The organism is Candidatus Giovannonibacteria bacterium, assembly GCA_016432405.1.
Classification (GTDB): domain Bacteria; phylum Patescibacteriota; class Minisyncoccia; order UBA11713; family 2-01-FULL-45-33; genus MFHE01.
On the sequence record CP066687.1, the window covers coordinates 468,917 to 484,426 of the forward strand.

Annotated in this window: 16 protein-coding genes; 1 reads left to right on the plus strand and 15 read right to left on the minus strand. The window is 46.8% G+C overall.

What is annotated here, in order from left to right:
• Positions 1-18 precede the first annotated feature (18 nt).
• Positions 19-990: a D-glycerate dehydrogenase gene (locus HYW15_02860; protein QQG42424.1), complete on the minus strand. Its 972-nt coding sequence runs from the start codon at positions 988-990 to the stop codon at positions 19-21.
• Positions 991-1,081: 91 nt separating this feature from the next.
• On the opposite strand from HYW15_02860, the gene HYW15_02865 reads away from it, so the two are divergent.
• Positions 1,082-1,351 carry a hypothetical protein gene (locus HYW15_02865; GenBank protein QQG42425.1) on the plus strand — a complete coding sequence of 90 codons (270 nt, stop codon included), beginning with the start codon at positions 1,082-1,084 and terminating at the stop codon, positions 1,349-1,351.
• 128 nt (positions 1,352-1,479) lie between these two features.
• Here HYW15_02865 and HYW15_02870 read toward each other — a convergent pair whose 3' ends face one another.
• From HYW15_02870 to HYW15_02935, 14 genes are all read right to left on the minus strand, one after another.
• Positions 1,480-2,022 (minus strand): hypothetical protein, encoded by a 543-nt coding sequence (locus tag HYW15_02870; GenBank protein QQG42426.1) that lies wholly within the window; start codon positions 2,020-2,022, stop codon positions 1,480-1,482.
• Between the two features lie 82 nt (positions 2,023-2,104).
• Positions 2,105-3,016: a class II fructose-bisphosphate aldolase gene (locus HYW15_02875; protein ID QQG42427.1), complete on the minus strand. Its 912-nt coding sequence runs from the start codon at positions 3,014-3,016 to the stop codon at positions 2,105-2,107.
• Complete coding sequence (locus HYW15_02880; GenBank protein ID QQG42428.1) at positions 3,013-4,002, minus strand: carbohydrate kinase family protein; 990 nt, start codon at positions 4,000-4,002, stop codon at positions 3,013-3,015. The genes HYW15_02875 and HYW15_02880 overlap by 4 nt, the downstream gene beginning before the upstream one ends.
• A 1-nt stretch (position 4,003) precedes the next feature.
• Positions 4,004-5,005 (minus strand): transketolase family protein, encoded by a 1,002-nt coding sequence (locus tag HYW15_02885; GenBank protein ID QQG42429.1) that lies wholly within the window; start codon positions 5,003-5,005, stop codon positions 4,004-4,006.
• A 1-nt stretch (position 5,006) separates the two neighbouring features.
• Positions 5,007-5,867: a transketolase gene (locus HYW15_02890; GenBank protein QQG42430.1), complete on the minus strand. Its 861-nt coding sequence runs from the start codon at positions 5,865-5,867 to the stop codon at positions 5,007-5,009.
• On the minus strand, positions 5,839-6,489 hold the full coding sequence (locus HYW15_02895) for a hypothetical protein (protein QQG42431.1): 651 nt from the start codon (positions 6,487-6,489) through the stop codon (positions 5,839-5,841). The genes HYW15_02890 and HYW15_02895 overlap by 29 nt, the downstream gene beginning before the upstream one ends.
• 120 nt (positions 6,490-6,609) lie before the next feature.
• Entirely contained in the window at positions 6,610-7,050 is a 441-nt protein-coding gene (locus HYW15_02900) for an RpiB/LacA/LacB family sugar-phosphate isomerase (GenBank protein QQG42432.1), read from the minus strand.
• Positions 7,047-8,057 (minus strand): type I glyceraldehyde-3-phosphate dehydrogenase, encoded by a 1,011-nt coding sequence (locus tag HYW15_02905; protein QQG42433.1) that lies wholly within the window; start codon positions 8,055-8,057, stop codon positions 7,047-7,049. Before HYW15_02905 ends, HYW15_02900 begins: the two co-directional genes overlap by 4 nt.
• A gap of 382 nt (positions 8,058-8,439) precedes the next feature.
• Positions 8,440-9,078, minus strand: a complete 639-nt coding sequence (locus HYW15_02910) for a transposase (GenBank protein ID QQG42434.1) — start codon at positions 9,076-9,078, stop codon at positions 8,440-8,442.
• Positions 9,079-9,118: 40 nt separating this feature from the next.
• Positions 9,119-10,087: an FAD-dependent oxidoreductase gene (locus HYW15_02915; GenBank protein ID QQG42435.1), complete on the minus strand. Its 969-nt coding sequence runs from the start codon at positions 10,085-10,087 to the stop codon at positions 9,119-9,121.
• Positions 10,088-10,106: 19 nt separating this feature from the next.
• Positions 10,107-10,622, minus strand: a complete 516-nt coding sequence (locus HYW15_02920; GenBank protein QQG42436.1) for a DUF3105 domain-containing protein — start codon at positions 10,620-10,622, stop codon at positions 10,107-10,109.
• Entirely contained in the window at positions 10,603-11,277 is a 675-nt protein-coding gene (locus HYW15_02925; protein QQG42437.1) for a DsbA family protein, read from the minus strand. The genes HYW15_02920 and HYW15_02925 overlap by 20 nt, the downstream gene beginning before the upstream one ends.
• Positions 11,278-14,196: a hypothetical protein gene (locus HYW15_02930; GenBank protein ID QQG42438.1), complete on the minus strand. Its 2,919-nt coding sequence runs from the start codon at positions 14,194-14,196 to the stop codon at positions 11,278-11,280. It lies immediately after the preceding gene.
• Complete coding sequence (locus tag HYW15_02935) at positions 14,193-15,467, minus strand: hypothetical protein (protein QQG42439.1); 1,275 nt, start codon at positions 15,465-15,467, stop codon at positions 14,193-14,195. The genes HYW15_02930 and HYW15_02935 overlap by 4 nt, the downstream gene beginning before the upstream one ends.
• Positions 15,468-15,510 lie beyond the last annotated feature (43 nt).

Below are 15,510 nucleotides of genomic sequence, written 5' to 3' on the forward strand. Positions count from 1 at the left end.
ATATTACCCCGAAACGCGCTATTTTACAATATTAGGCGGTTCTTTGCCGGAAAGCGCCGCGATGATATTTTCGGCAGCCAACTCCGCCATCTTATCGCGCGTTGCTTCCGTGGCGGAAGCGATGTGGGGAGTCAAAATAATATTTTCCAATTTTAAAAGCTCGGGTTCAATCACCGGCTCATTTTCAAAGACGTCAAGTGCGGCGCCTTTTATAATATTATTTTTCAAAGCTTCCGCTAAAGCTTTTTCATCAATTACTGGCCCGCGGGAAGTGTTAATCAGATACGCTGTGGGTTTCATAATCTTCAAACTCTCCGCGTTAATCAAATGATGTGTCATCGGCAAAAGAGGGACATGGACGGAAACGAAATCCGCTTCTTTTAAAACTTCCTCCGCGCTCGCCCGAAACTGGGCGTTGAACTCTTTTTCAAAATTCTCGTTTCGCTTCACGTCGTAATAAACAACTTTCATGTCAAAACCGCGAACGGCATGGTGCGCCACTCTGGAACCAATTCTACCGAGACCCAAAATCCCGAGCGTTTTTTTAGAAACATCCGCCCCCAAAAGCATCATCGGCTCCCAACCGTGGTATTTTCCCGCGCGGACAAATCTATCGGCCTCGGCAATGCGGTGAGCAATGGCAAGCATCAAAGCGAAAGTGTGTTCGGCCACGGTGTCAGTAAGCACGCCCGGCGTATTTGAAATCATAATCCCCGCTTTTTTGGCGGCTTCCAAATCAACATTATCAAAACCCACAGCCATATTGGCAAAAATTTTAACGCTTTCTTTTGCCGCCTCAAAAACATCGGCGTCCAATTTATCGGTAAGTAAAGCCAAAACCGCGTCCGGCTTAACTCGCTTAACTTGCTTAATTAGCTCGTCCTTAGTAAGCGCTCTGTCTTCCGGATTTACCTCCACCTCATATCCGGCGCTTTTTAGCTTACTTATCCCCGCCTCCGGAATTTTTCTGGTCACAAATATTTTAGGCATAAGTTTATTGTATCAAATTCAAAACCGCTTCACCTCTTGACAAATTATGCTTTATTTTGCTAGTATTGTAGCTGGAAAGGAGGTGATAAAAATGAAAAAGAGCTTGCGTTTTTTGCTAGTTCCGGTTTCTATTCTTGTGGTTTTTGGAGTGGTTTTTGGAGCCATTTGGACCGGAATTACTTTGACCGGTAGGCGAGCTTACGCCGCGCAAGAAAACTGCGAGAAGCTTTATCAAGAAGCCCAAAAAGCGCTAGAACTAAGTAAAAGTCCGCACATTTCCCATAATACCCACCGCATAGCGGACGGTATCTCAAAGGGCCTTGAATACATCAGATGCCTAGATAAGCTGATTAAGCGCTAAACGCGTCCACGCTGCCGAGGAGAATAGCGATCCTCCCGGCAGTTTTTTTATTTTATTTAGAAATTTATAACACGATAAAACAGCGATACATCGTTTTCTTCCGATCGTGAGAAAACAGTGTATGTATATTAAAGACTAAAAAAATTACGTAAATTTTCGTCTTCAGTAATTTTCGCGGACTCTATCGCTACTAAATGGTTATCCAGATTAAAATCGCTCCACAAATCAAAGAAGTCTTTGGGCAAAGGATATGGATACGCCCAAACGCTTTTTTGAAGCTGGTAAAATCCAAAATCTTGCAATTCTTTTCTGAAAAAATCCCGACGCGCGCGGATACGCTCCGGAATATCAAAAATTAAGAGCCGCCATTTGCCGTCCCACTTCTTCGCTTTAGCCAGTTTTAGTTTGAGAAAAATCCTATCTGCTAATTTTTGACCCCTCTTCGTAAGAGAAAACGCTACTCGCCCGCCTTTCTGTCTTTCGCCAACTATTAAATCACGACTTCTTAGGCGATCAATGGCATTGCGGAAAGAACGTTTATTGGCGTGTTCGCAAAAAGTATGATAATAAGGATGCGGCCAAAATGATTCAATAAAAATTTTACTTACCCCGCCGAGTATTAAAAGCGCGGCATCAGATAAAGTTGGCTCATAGATTATCCTTTTTCTCATGCAATTTTATGATACACTGAAATCCTCCGATCGTACAAATTCAGTGCACTATTGACAACTTATCATAGCTTATAGATAATTTTTATATTCGATCTTCTGCGCAGAATAAAATAAGTTTTTCTTTTACGATTTTTTTGACGGCTTCTCTGGCGGAAGAGTCAAATTTGTATGGCGCGACTTCATCGGGATTTTTGGAAAATTCTTCGCGTAAGGCCATCGTATAAGCCACGCGGATATCTGTGTTTATGTGGATATTCGCGATGCCCGCTCCGATCGCCGCCTTAATCTGTTCATCCGGTATTCCAGACCCCCCATGCAACACCAGCGCGACATTTTTCGGCACTGCTTCCCTTATTTTTTTTATTCTTTCAATATCTAGAGTCGGCTCCCCCAGAGAAAGCCCGTGTATATTGCCGACGGCAATGGCTAGCCGGTTCACGCCGGTGCGCGAAATAAAGTTCTTAGCCGTGTCCGGATTGGTTAAATCTTCCGGCTTGACCGTTATTTTTTCTTTCTGTATTTTTGACTCCCCTCTCAAATACCCCAGCTCGCCCTCAACGCTTATCTGGAAATTTTTTCCACCCGAGGCGGATCCGCCTATGGCGGAATTTTTCGCGTACTCAACAATTTCTTTGGTGCCGGCAACATTCTCTTCATACGGCTCCGCGGATAAATCAATGTGGATTGAATCGTACCCGGCATCCACCGCTTTTTTTGCGGCCTCCACGCTTTTATGATGGTCGGAATTTAAAAAAACCGGAGTGCCAAGCTCTTTTCTAAAGGCATCGCGCAAAGCAACCGCCTCAAAATAACCCAGATGTTTTGCCTCGCCTTCAGATGTTCCGATTATTGCAGGAATTTCGATATTTCGATATTTCGATATTTCGAGTGCTGCTTCGCAGATTGCCCGGAATTGGTCGGACTCCGACGCGTTAAAATGCCCCGTCGCCCAACCTTCTTTCAGCGCTTTATTTAAATAATCATTCAGATTCATATCAACTTAGGAATATAGTCAGCCGGGGCTTCTGATAAATATTTTTCCAATTTATAGCGGGTGAGCAACCCTTCGCGCGCGCCGACATACTGCACAACCGACATGGAATTTATCGGCGCCCAACGGAGTGCTTCTTCAACGCGAAGGCCAAGGCAAAGCGCGACGATAAAAGTGGAAGAAAAAGCATCGCCCGCCCCCGTCCGCTCAAAGGGCGGCTTGGGGTCTGGGTAAGGAGGCATAAACCAAGCGGATGCGCCATCGTAAGCGCAAGCGCCCGCCGGGCCATCCGTAACCACGACGATTTTCGGGCCCAAATCCGCCAGATTCTTCATTAATTTTTTCACGTCTTTCTCGTTTGACTCTAAAATTCTCTGCGCCTCTTCTTTATTGCAGACAAAAACTTCCGTCCGTTTGTAAATGCCCACCAATTTTTTTCTTCCGAATTTCATCTGGAAAGTTCCCGGCTGGAAAGCTAGTTTTACCTTCGGGTGCTCGTTCATATATCTTTCAAAAACTTCGTGAAACGGAAGAGAATTTTCAGCCATTGAGGAAAAATAAACCCACTTGGGGTCGTTAAAATACGGCAGTTTATAATCGTATTCTTGGTGCTTGATTAAAAGAGTGCGGTCGTCTTCGTACCAAAGCACGTAGTGATAATTAGTTTTTTTGCCCGGGTGAGCTATAACAAATTCCGTCCCGACATTTTCTTTTTTAAGAGCGTCCAGGGCTTCCTGGCCAAAGTAATCGTCACCAACATTGGAAATCAGCGCGCTTTGAAGCCCCAAGCGCGAAGCGGCAACCGATGCGTTCGCGGCATTACCAACAGCAGGCACGACATAAACTTCTTCGTAAGGAATTTTGTCCTTGAATCGCAAACAGATCTCGCACTTTTCCTTGTTAATATTGCAATGCACCGACGCGTCTTTCAATTTAATAAACGCGTCGGTCGTGGAATCCCCTATCGCGATAAAATCATACTGCTTCATTTTATTTTTTTCTTTTTAAAACCCTTTTAACCGCCTCTTTGATGTGCGAAACGCCCATGCCAAATGCTTCCACAAGTTCGTTTGGCGCGCCAGATTCTCCGAAGCGGTTCTGCACTCCGATAAATTCCATCGGCACCGGACAATTTTTCGCCAAAACTTCCGCCACCGCCGAACCCATTCCTCCCTGAACCTGATGTTCTTCAACCGTCACCACCGCGCCCGCGTCTCTGGCGGCCTGAATAATAGTTTTTTCATCCATCGGTTTAATTGTGTGATTATTTATCACGCGGATTTTCAGCCCTTCTTTTTCCAAATCCGCCGCGGCTAAAATCGCGTTATACACCAAAGGACCACAAGCAACTATGCTCACGTCCAACTTCTCACTAGAGCCAAAGAGCACTTCGGCTCGTCCCACTTCAAAGGGCGACTCTATTGTAGTAAACACGGGCGTCTTTTCACGTGCGAAACGGAGATAAACCGGCCCATTTATGTCGACTGCCGCCATCGTTGCTTTTCTGGCCTCGTGCACATCGCACGGATTGATTACGGTCATATTCGGAATCGGCCGCATAAGAGCGATGTCTTCAATCGCCTGATGCGTCGCGCCGTCCGGCCCCACGGAAACCCCGGCATGCGATCCGGCAATTTTCACAGGAACATCATTGTAGCAAATCGTTGTCCGGATCTGCTCCCAGTTTCTCCCCGGAGAAAACATCGCGTAAGAAGAAATAAATGGAATCTTGCCGTAATTCGCGAGCCCCGCCGCAACGGTTGCCATATTCTGCTCGGCAACCCCCATCTCAATAAACCTTTGCGGAAATTTCTTTGCGAACAGATGCATCTGCGTTGATTCGGTGAGGTCGGCGCAGAGCGCGACAACTTTTTCATTCGCCTCGCCGGCAGCCAAAAGCCCCTCGCCGTAACCCTTTCTCGTCGGCGCCTGTTCAATTGTTTTGAACTCCAGAATGTTCAGTACTAATTTTACTTTCGGATTTATCGGCATATTATTGGTGCTCGCTTTTTATTTTACCGCCCAGCGTGCGGAGCTCCGCTAAAAATTTCGCGGCCTGCTCTTTATTTGGCGGAATGCCGTGCCATTTGTAATCAAACTCAATTTCTTTAATCCCCTTTCCGGGAATATTGTGCGAAATTATAACCGTTGGCTTTTCATAGATTGCTTTGGCTTCCTCCACAGCGTTTACGATTTCTTCAAAATCGTGGCCGTTGATTTCCAAAACATGCCAGTTGAAAGCTTCATATTTTTCTTTGAGGGGCTCTAAAGGCATAATATCCTCGGTCATCCCGTCAATCTGAATGTTGTTGCGGTCAATTAAGGCGGTCAAATTGTCCAGCTTTAACTTGCCGGCAAGCATTGCGGCCTCCCATGTGTTTCCCGCTTCCTGCTCGCCGTCCGACATCAGGCAATAAACTTGATTTTTCTTTCCATCCATTTTAAACCCGATCGCCATGCCGACCGCCTGCGAAAGACCGCTGCCAAGCGGCCCCGAGGTTATTTCAATCCCGGGCAAAGAGCCGCGGTGCGGGTGCCCCTGAAGACGCGTACCGAATTTTCTTAAAGTTTTGAGTTCTGATATCGGAAAATACCCGGCGTGCGCCATCGCAGCATAGTGCACCGGGCAGATGTGCCCATTGGATAAAATCAGGTGGTCTCTTTCCTCCCAAAATGGATTTTTCGGGTCGTGGTTTAAAATATGAAAATAAAACGCGGTAAAAACATCCGCCATCCCCAAGGTACCGGCCGTATGCCCGCTCCCAGCTTCCAAAAGCATCTCAATAATCGACTGCCTCACAGCATTCGCCTTCTCCTCCAAAAATTTAATTTTTTCTTCGTGCAGATGAAACATTTTCTAGTTCTGCGATTGCTTTTTTAATATTTTTTGACTCAAAAATTGCTTTGCCGGCGACGAGCAGATTCGCACCTTCTTTTATCAGCCGCGCGGCGACGCGCTTGTTCACCCCGCCGTCAACTTCTATTATACACTTTTTGCAAAGCGAGCGGATATGCCCTATTTTGTGGAGAATTTCTTCGCTAAACTCTTGCCCCGAGGGGCCGGGGGGCACAGCAAGCAATTGCAAAACCTCAACTTTTCCTAAGTAAGGAAACAGCTTAAGCCACGGCGTGTCGGGTTTTATAGCAATCCCGGCCTCTTTTTTAGCTTCGTGAATTTTATCTATCAATAACGCGTGCTCCTTAGTCGCTTCTTGGTGAAAAATAACACTAGAGACCGGCTTCACCAGCCATCCATCAATTGTTCTTTCCGGCCGGTCAATCATCAAATGAACCTCCAGTTTTAGTTTGGTTTTAAGCCCCACCAAATCTTTCGGCTCATGCCAGCTGACGTGTTTTGTAAAAACTCCGTCCGACACGTCCAAATGCGCCCATTTTACATATGGTTCAACTTTTTTTATCCGCTTTTTTAACTCCTCAAAATCGGAAACGTTGATTGACGGGATAATTTCGAGCATGTTTTCAGTATAACATAAAAGCAAATGAGCCTTTGAGCGGGTTTTGCCAGCAGGCAACCCCGAGAGCTCCGACGGCTTGGCGTCGGAGCTGCGAGGAAAGCGAAGAGGCTGCATTTGCTTTTAAGAATCTAGTTTAGCAATTCTGCGTTCATGCCGTCCACCTTCAAAATCGGTCTCTAACCATAGCTTCACCGCTTTTTTGGCAATTTCATCGTCAATAAACCGCGCGCCCAATGACAAAATATTGGCGTTATTGTGTTTGCGCGATAATTCCACGATTTCTAGAGTCCCTCCGTAATATACCGCCGCGCGCGCGCCTGTTACTCGGTTAGCCGCCATCGCCTCGCCTTGGCCGGAACTGCCGATGACAACCCCTCGACTATGCTCGGGGTCGTTCGCCACAGCTTCTGCCACTGGGCGAACGAAATCCGGATAATCATCCTCCGGCTCATATTTAAACGCTCCATTGTCTTCAACATCATGCCCCAAACCCGCGAGATATTTTTTTAGCATCTCTTTCATCTCATACCCCGCATGATCCGCCCCGATATAGATTTTCATAAATTCTCCGCCACTCTCCTCACATGCTCCACCAAAGTCGCCGTGTAGCCGGATTCATTGTCGTACCACGAGAAAACTTTTACAAGGTCGCCTGCCCCGACAGAATCATCGGGGCCGCCTAAAACTTGGGTCAAAGATAAATCAATAATCGCGCCGTAGGGCTCGCCGACGATGTCGGTGACTACAATCTGGTCTTCCGTAACTTTTAAAACATGCGCCCAGCGGGGTTTCGCCGCTTCTTTTTTGAAAAGCTCGTTTACTGCCTCGCGCGTAGTTTTTTTCTCAACCAATGCCGTGGTCACGCTAATTGAGCCGGTAATCACCGGCACGCGGAGAGATTCCGCCTGGAATTTTCCTTCAAGCTCCGGGATGGATTGAATCACGGCTTCCGCCGCTCCGGTTGTGGAAGGAACAATATTTAACGCGGCAGCGCGACCGCGCCTCGGGTCTTTCGCGTCCGGCCCGTCCACCAGCTTTTGCGTGGCAGTATATCCGTGGATAGTTGTCATCACCGCCCTTTTAATTCCAAAATTTTCCAGCAAAATTTTAAGAACCGGCGCGACGGAATTTGTGGTGCAGGAAGCATTGCAAGTGAGAGGGTGTTTGTTGTTTTTAAATAAATCGTCGTTTACGCCAACCAGCGCGGTAACCACATCTCCCGTTGCCGGCGCGGTAATGACCACGCGTTTTGCTCCGGCATCCAAATGCGCCTTGGCCTTTTCGCCATCCGCAAAAAGACCGGAAGATTCCACAACAATATCTATACCCAATTTTCCCCAAGGCAATTTCGCCGGGTCTTTCTCCGCCAAAAATTGGACGCCTTGCGGCTCCTTTAAATATCTTCCGTAAACAGAATCGTATTTAAGAAGATAATGGAGAGTTTTTTCATCCGCCAAGTCGTTTACCGCAATAATATCCAATCCGCCAGCTGGCGGACGGGCATCGTAAGCCGCCCGGAAAAACGACCTGCCAATCCTCCCAAACCCATTTATCGCGATTTTAGCCATATTTGTAATTATAGCGCGTTAAATAAATTAAGTGAAATATACTCTGCTAACTTTTGGAGTCAAGATTAAGAGCTTGACAAACTCTATACTAATTACTAAACTGCGCTTAGGAGGGATACAAAAATGGAGTTTTTAATCGACTTTTGGCCTTTGTTATTGATTTGGTTATTTGCTCTTCTGCCCTTGCCCTTCATGTATCGTTGCTATAGAAAGAGTCGAAAAGCAAACGAATCTTTCGGAAAATTCGCAGTCCGTATGGGCTGGAAAGTTTACTAAGCCAAGTTCGATTTCCCTTAAAGCCGCCTAAATAAAGGAGGCTTTCTTTTTTTGCCAAAAATTAGCATCAAATGTTTTGCCACTTGGCAACCGGGTTGCCAAGTGGCTATTCTAGCAACATTTCTTTCATTTCTTCATATATTTTCTTACGCCCTAAAATATCCTGTAGAGAACTTTCTGCAAATTCCTTATATTCGCTTGGCTTATTGAACTGCTCCAATATGATTGATTTAAAACACACATCGTCTTTGTCATCGACATATTCTTTCCAACTCGATCTAAATGACTCGCCTTTTATGCGATGGACTTTATTATTTAAATTTATGTAAGCGCTTAAATGCAAAAAATATTCATTAGAATGGATATGGAGCGCTTTAAATTTTCCCTGGAAAAGACTGCCACTTCTTTTGTATTTAATATTGAAAGATTGAGTATAACCAGTACCCAATCTGTGCATAAATCCGCTTATGCCATTTTCAATACGCTGCCTAAGCATTAAATGATAATGATTGTTATTTAAACAGTAACTAACAACATCGACCAACTTGGCAACTCGGTTGCCAAGTTTAGTTTTATCGCGAAAAGAATTTTCAAATAAACTGCCTATTGGCTTTTGGCTATTAAATTCACGCATGCTTTGCAAAAAACGCTCGAAATCATGAGAGTCCAAAAACACAGAGCGTTTATCCACTCCGCGATTATAAATGTGGTAAAATTCCCCGGTAGCAAAACGGATTTTCCGCATGAGTAAAATTTAGCACTTGGCAACCCGGTTGCCAAGTGGATTAACCAGCAGCGGGGGGTTGTTTTTCGCGTTTAAGTAAATAATTATATGCGGCGAGAGCGGCTTTTACGGCGTCGCCCACCGAAATATTGTTTTGCTTGTAAGGGTCGTCGGTGACATCTCCAGCCGCGAAAATTCCCGGGTGCGAGGTTGAGCCGTGCCGCGGGTCAATTTTTATCTGCCCCCACTGGTCAAACTCCACCAAATCTTTTACTATCTCTGAATTTGGCCGTGAGCCGATTTCTACGAAAACCCCTTCAACGCTCAGCGCTTTTTCTTCTCCAGTTTTTGTATTTTTGTATTTAATCCCCGTTACAAACCCGTTCCCTAAAATTTCCAATGTTTCCGCGTTTAAGATTATCTCTTTAAGTTTCGGATTTTTCTTGATTTCTTCCTGCTCCGCCGGGTCCCCTTTTAAAGCGTCTCCGCGGTGGATTAAATAAATTTCAGAAGCATAAGGAAAAAGGTCAACTACCGCTTCCAGTCCGGCGTTGCCGCCGCCCACAACCGCGACTTTTTTGCCGGAAAAAAGCGGCGCGTCGCAGGTTGAGCAATAAGCCACGCCTTTGCCTTCAAATTTCTTTTCTCCGGGCACTCCGAGTTTTTTTCTTCTTGCGCCGATTGTTAAGATAAGCGTTCTTGCCTCATAAACATTATTTTGGCCGGTCTTGACCTCAAAATCGCAAATTCTATCTTCATCGCACTTGATACTGCGAATCGCAGTTGCTCTCTCCGGCGTCTTTATCTCAACGGCGTCCGGAAAAGCGCGCACGTGCGCTTCAAGTTTTTGCGCGAGGTCAAATCCGGAAATATGCGGCTCGCCTATCCAGTTTTGGATATCGCTGGAAACAAGCGATTGCCCGCCGAAAGAATCGGTAATTAAAAGCGTTTTAAGTTTTTTTCTGGCGGAATACACCGCCGCCGCCGCTCCGGCAGGTCCCCCGCCGATGATTATTGTGTCATACAGCATAAAACATTATGGCTTATGGCTAATCCGGCACCAATTCCGGTCCGGTGTTTTTATATTTTAATATAAAATTTTTAATTATCTCTCCGTTAAAAGAATCAATTTTATGAATTCTCCCCCAACTCACAAGCGCTATGGAAGAATCGTTTTTTTCTCTGGGCGTTAAAATCACTTTGCTTTTGTAACTCCGCACCAAATCTTTAAGCTTTTTTATTTCGTCCGCTGAAATTGACGGCCTGTAAGAAATCCATACTCCGCCGTGTTCTAAATTATGCACTAAATTTCCATCCGAAAGCGCATTATCATAAACTCCCCAACGAGCCGATTTGGCGTAATGAGCGCCGGAAGACGGCGGGTTTGTGCGATATTCAACTTTTGTTCCCTCCGCCACGTGCGCCGCGCCTTCTATCGGAAATGCTTCGCCAATTTCCGGAATGGAAACCAATTTTGAAAAATAGTTAAAAACAAAATATCCGGCCGCGGCCAGAATCAAAATAATTACTGGCCAAACAACAAAATTATTTTTTGAGCTCTTCATCAATAATTTTTTGAAAAACCGGGAACGGCTGGGCTCCGGAAATCAACTGCCCGTTTACGAAAGTTGCCGGAGTGCCGTTCACTCCAACCGCTCTGCCCGTATTTGACGTTTCCTCAACTGCTTTGCGGTACTTCCCCGAATCAAAGCAGGAATTAAATTTTGTTTTGTCCAATTTCAGCTCTTCCGCGAAACGTTTCAAATTTTGGTCGGAAAACGCTCCCTCGTTTTCCCCCCGCTGGCTGTTAAAGAGATGGTCGTGATATTCCCAAAACTTCCCCTCATCCCCGGCGCAGCGGGCCGCCTCGGCCGCCCGGAACGATTCTTCTCCCAAAAACGCGAAATCGCGCCATGAAAACACAGCTTTCCCGGTTTTAACATATTTGTCTTTAATTTCCTGCTCCGCGGTTTGAAAAAATCTTCCGCAAAACGGGCACTGGAAATCCCCGTATTCAATAATGGCGACTTTCGCGGCGGGGTTTCCCAAAACAAAATCGTCTTTTTGGATTTTTAAGGCGTCTGCGCCATCTTTAATCACCTCCCCTTTCCCCTCCTTACCAAGGAGGGGATTTTTGGGGAGGTTAGAATACAAAACCGCCCCGGCGACTATCACGCCGGCTAAAATAATCGCTCCAGGAATTAAAACTTTTTGGTCCATCTATATCTCTCTAAACTCGGGGCTTGTAGAATTTACTTTAAGGTTAACGTTGACCGTGCGGATAAGTCCTCCGCCTTCGCCTTTGATAGTTACTATGTAATTCCCCGGAGCGGTCGTGCCGGGGACGATTACTTTAAACGTCGAGCCGGAAGAGTATTGATTGGAAGGCAAAGTTGTGGGATTAAAAATGTAAACGTCGCTGGGAATCGACGGGGAAACGGAGTTAAATGAAAGAGTAACCAGCTGACCAAATTGGTCGAAAGGCGTGACGGTTATTTTACTTGTGTTGCTGCTTCCGGTGCCGACGCCGGTTACGTTGACGATGACATTATTGGAAGAATTGAGCGAGAAATCAGGCACCAAGCAGTTTGCCGGAGTCGTGAAGTTCGCCGAAGAAGACCAGTCGGACCAAGCACCGGTTGAATCTTTTACCGCAACCCTGAAATAATATTTTGTGCCGAAAGCGAGAACGTTGGCGGGAGTGATGTAGAGTTTATCAGAAGCATCTTTATAGACATCAATCAGCATTGAATTGAAACTTGGATTGTCATCCAGCTGGAGCCGGAAAGACGCCTGTGGATTGTTGTTAGGGTCTGAATAACTCCAGCTTGTCTGAACCTGATTAGACGGGCAGAAGAAACTGATATCCGAACTCAGTCCTGAAGCGCTGGGATTAGTCGCCGAAGGGCAAGATACAGGATTTGTGCAACCGCCTCCGCCGCCACCTCCGCCTCCTCCGCCGCCGCAGTTGCCAATACATCCACCTCCGCCGCCTCCTCCGGGACAACCGGCGTTAGTTAAACAGCTTGTTCCGCCTCCGCCAAAGACGCACTGATTTTGGCCGTTGCAAGAAAATCCTTCGGGAGCCAGAACCGTCACCGAAACAGTGTCTATGTTAGACTGGGCATTTTGGCGGTCAGTTATTCGCAAAACCTGGTAAGTGTAAGTGCCGGGGGCGTCGTTAAAGGTTTTCGTTCCTAAAGAAACATTGCAGGCGGAAGGCGAAGATGGATTATTGATTGTTTGCTCAAAAGTTGGCGATGTTTGTTCAAGGTCAGCATTCCATTCGCATTTGCCGCCGTTGGATACTCCGTTTGCGGCGTCCGTCCATCCATTTGGGTCGGAGCTGCCGGAAGCGGAAAGGTAAATGGCAGTCGGCACTCCCTTTATTACCGTGATTGAATCTGTGAAATTGGAATTGGCTGCGGAAATTTTAGCATCCGCCACCGGGGATTGATTTGCAAACCCAACAGAAACTGTATTAGAGCAAGAGACGGTTTTCTCCTGTGTGCCGGACGTAACTTTGACCGAAGCCGATTTTGTTCCCGTGGTTTGGTAAGTTTTAGTGACGTCTTTTGTGCTGCCGGTGAGATCATCCGTGCCAGACCAGGAGTAAGAGTAAGAGCCGGTGCCTCCGGTTGGAGCCGCTGACCACGTCGCGCTCTGGCCAGTGGTGATGGAAGTCGGCGAAACGGAGCAGGAAGCCGAAAGTATGGGAATTACGGTAAGATTAACGCTCGCGGAAACGCTGCCCCCGGGCCCTGAACAAGTCAGGGTGTAAATGGTGGTAGAAGATGGTGAAACATTTTCAGAACCGGAAATGGCTTTGGAACCCGACCAACCGCCCGAAGCAGAACAACTCGTTGTATTTTGAGAACTCCAGGAAAAAGTGGACGATTGGCCCTGAACAATAGTAGACGGATTTTCGGTGAAGGTGAGAGTGGGCGCAGGAATAACTTCCGGAGCAACATCAATGTTCCAGGAAAAAGTTTGAGAGGAAAACGGAGGGAAAGTATTAGTAACCACGGCAACAGATTCTCTCGCCTCCCCGCCCTCTCCGGAACAAGTAAGGGTGTAGAGCTTGGCTTGATTATAAAGAGCGCCGGTTGGTTCGGAGCCAGAAGTCGGGCGCGAGCCGCTCCAGGCGCCGGAGGCCGTGCAGCTTGAAACCCTTTGGGTACTCCACTGCAAAGTGGCCGAGCCACCGTTGGGAACCGAAGCCGGAGAAGCAGTTAAAGAAATAGAGGCGCCGCATTGATTCGTGCAATTTACGAAGTCGCCCTCATTATCACGCTCGCAAGAAGCATTGCAAGTTTGTTCACTTGGATCGCACCAGTTATAGACTGTGTAGCCAGACTCGGAGTCTTCATAGCTTCTCACATTGCAAGCCGGCCCGGAATAAGAAGGTGGGGGCGTCGTTCCGCTGCTAAGCCGAAAATAGAAGTAATTTCCGCCAAAAGCCGCAAAAGGCGCCGCGCCGATATTTATGCCGAGTGTTGCCGCAGGACCAGCAGTGGTCACCGTGCATTTAGTCGTAAGCTCCCTTATACCCGTGCCCAAAACCTCGCTTTTCACGGCAAAAGGGTCGCAGGAAAGCCCCGAAGCAGAAATAGAAACCTGGGGACGCTGAATTCCAACCACGTAACAATTCCAGTATCTGCCAATGCGGGTTTGGTAAGCCCTGCCATCCGGGCCGCCGCAAAGAGTTTGGGCATCTGTGTGCGCGGAAGAACCATATCTGTCAGAAACCTGCGAAGGGTCAACCGTATTCGCCCACACCGCGGGCGGAGAATCGCCATAGCTTCCCAAAACATTGTAGCTGCCGAGCAGTGTAAGGGTAACGTTCAATCTGTCCCCCGGCTTCAAAACGTCTCCGGAGGCAAGCAACGAACCACCGGCTTTTCTTACTTCCCCCGTGTAAACCACATTGGCAAGAGTGTTGATATGCCCAGCGCACACGCCGCCGCAAGTGCGGTCGTTTTCAAAGCCAAAGCCCTCGGAGCTTGACTGCTGCCCCGGAGTCGTCGCGGCGACCGCGGAGTCTGGCACTCTTGCCTCAAAAGAACCTACAATCAAAAGCGCGCCGATTAAAAACAGGGTTACAAGAAAAGTATGATGATGTTCGCGAATTAAATTCATGGCGTTGGCTGAATGTCTTTATTTCTAAAATGTTTAAGCAGGAAATACAAGGCGGCCGCGGCAATCAAAATGCCCGCGCTCAAAAGATACCAGTTAATTTTTGATTTTAAACAAAGTGGTTCGCTGAACGCGGAGCAGTCGTATAAGATTTCTACGGCGTCCACTAAATTATTTTTGTCGTCGTAAAGCTTGGCCGAAAGCGTCAATTTGTCAAAAGCTGAATTTCTGACATCTTTGGCTAAAACATCTATAGCTCCTGTAATTTGGCCTTCGTATTTGGCTTCGGTTATGGTTCTGCCACTCGGAGTTTTAAGCCCCACCTCCAACTTCCCACCTCCAACCCCATCAGTAGTGTTATGGTAGCAGGCAAAAATAGCGGCCTTATTGCCTGATGCAAGCGGGAACTGCGTTATTCCTACATCATTCAATCGCGGTCTAAAGCCCTCTTTCACAAAGCGGATGTGAATCTCGCTCTGCTTATCGCCCGCTTGAGCTTTTATTTTCAAAAAGTAAACCGGCCGGCCGACAACATCAAGATCGGCTGGCAGAATTTTTGACGCGCCGGCGCCCAAATCAACTTTTTCGCTCCAAGATTTAATCAGGTTTTCTCTGGACGCTGCGTCCCAAGCATAAAGCGAGTAGAAAACGGAGGCGCTAAGGTTTTTGCCGGTCTCATTTTTTAAAGGAACGCCGACTTTAAGAGTTTGAGTATCATCAGGAAACACCATCGGCAAAAATCCGAAAATGCGGTAGTTCTTGCCATCCACTTTGACGCCCGTGCGATCAAATCTTATAGATTTCTCGCCGCTTCCTTCCAGCGTGAAAGTCGTGTATCCTCCGTAAATATCGTCAGTAAAAGAAAGGCCGGAGATGTTAAATTTATTTTGAGTAAGAAAATACGAGGTCAGAACGTAAGTCCCGGCAGGAAAGCCGGATTGAAGCTGGTAGGGAATATTCACGAATTGCCTCTCCCCCGCCAGAAGATTAATGTTTTCTTTCGCGACCCATTCGTCAATAATGTCGTTTCCGACCATGGAGCGCGGGTCAAGCTTGCTGACTCTCAAAATCAAAGACCCGCCCACTAACGGGTGGCTGTTTTTATTTGTGAGAGAGCCTATGAATTTTGCGCCCTCGCCAGCTTTATATATCTGCTTTTCGCCGTGCAAATCAATCTCCACTGACTGGAATTTATAATAGTCAAAACAGCTTTCAGCGGAAGCTAAAAAAGGCAAAAAAACCAAGAAAAAGCTTAAAGCCAAGACCTTGCGCATAAGAGCATTATATCATAAAAGAATTATAGGTTTCCTGTGTATA

Excerpts from the sequence above, each read along its gene's own strand:
- HYW15_02880 (QQG42428.1), bottom strand. The coding sequence starts at position 4,002 with ATGAAGCAGTATGATTTTATCGCGATAGGGGATTCCACGACCGACGCG.
- HYW15_02920 (QQG42436.1), bottom strand. The coding sequence starts at position 10,622 with ATGAAGAGCTCAAAAAATAATTTTGTTGTTTGGCCAGTAATTATTTTG.
- HYW15_02930 (QQG42438.1), bottom strand. The coding sequence starts at position 14,196 with ATGAATTTAATTCGCGAACATCATCATACTTTTCTTGTAACCCTGTTT.
- HYW15_02870 (QQG42426.1), bottom strand. The coding sequence starts at position 2,022 with ATGAGAAAAAGGATAATCTATGAGCCAACTTTATCTGATGCCGCGCTT.
- HYW15_02935 (QQG42439.1), bottom strand. The coding sequence starts at position 15,467 with ATGCGCAAGGTCTTGGCTTTAAGCTTTTTCTTGGTTTTTTTGCCTTTT.
- HYW15_02910 (QQG42434.1), bottom strand. The coding sequence starts at position 9,078 with ATGCGGAAAATCCGTTTTGCTACCGGGGAATTTTACCACATTTATAAT.
- HYW15_02885 (QQG42429.1), bottom strand. The coding sequence starts at position 5,005 with ATGCCGATAAATCCGAAAGTAAAATTAGTACTGAACATTCTGGAGTTC.
- HYW15_02905 (QQG42433.1), bottom strand. The coding sequence starts at position 8,057 with ATGGCTAAAATCGCGATAAATGGGTTTGGGAGGATTGGCAGGTCGTTT.
- HYW15_02865 (QQG42425.1), top strand. The coding sequence starts at position 1,082 with ATGAAAAAGAGCTTGCGTTTTTTGCTAGTTCCGGTTTCTATTCTTGTG.
- HYW15_02895 (QQG42431.1), bottom strand. The coding sequence starts at position 6,489 with ATGCTCGAAATTATCCCGTCAATCAACGTTTCCGATTTTGAGGAGTTA.
- HYW15_02900 (QQG42432.1), bottom strand. The coding sequence starts at position 7,050 with ATGAAAATCTATATCGGGGCGGATCATGCGGGGTATGAGATGAAAGAG.
- HYW15_02875 (QQG42427.1), bottom strand. The coding sequence starts at position 3,016 with ATGAATCTGAATGATTATTTAAATAAAGCGCTGAAAGAAGGTTGGGCG.
- HYW15_02925 (QQG42437.1), bottom strand. The coding sequence starts at position 11,277 with ATGGACCAAAAAGTTTTAATTCCTGGAGCGATTATTTTAGCCGGCGTG.
- HYW15_02860 (QQG42424.1), bottom strand. The coding sequence starts at position 990 with ATGCCTAAAATATTTGTGACCAGAAAAATTCCGGAGGCGGGGATAAGT.
- HYW15_02890 (QQG42430.1), bottom strand. The coding sequence starts at position 5,867 with ATGTTTCATCTGCACGAAGAAAAAATTAAATTTTTGGAGGAGAAGGCG.
- HYW15_02915 (QQG42435.1), bottom strand. The coding sequence starts at position 10,087 with ATGCTGTATGACACAATAATCATCGGCGGGGGACCTGCCGGAGCGGCG.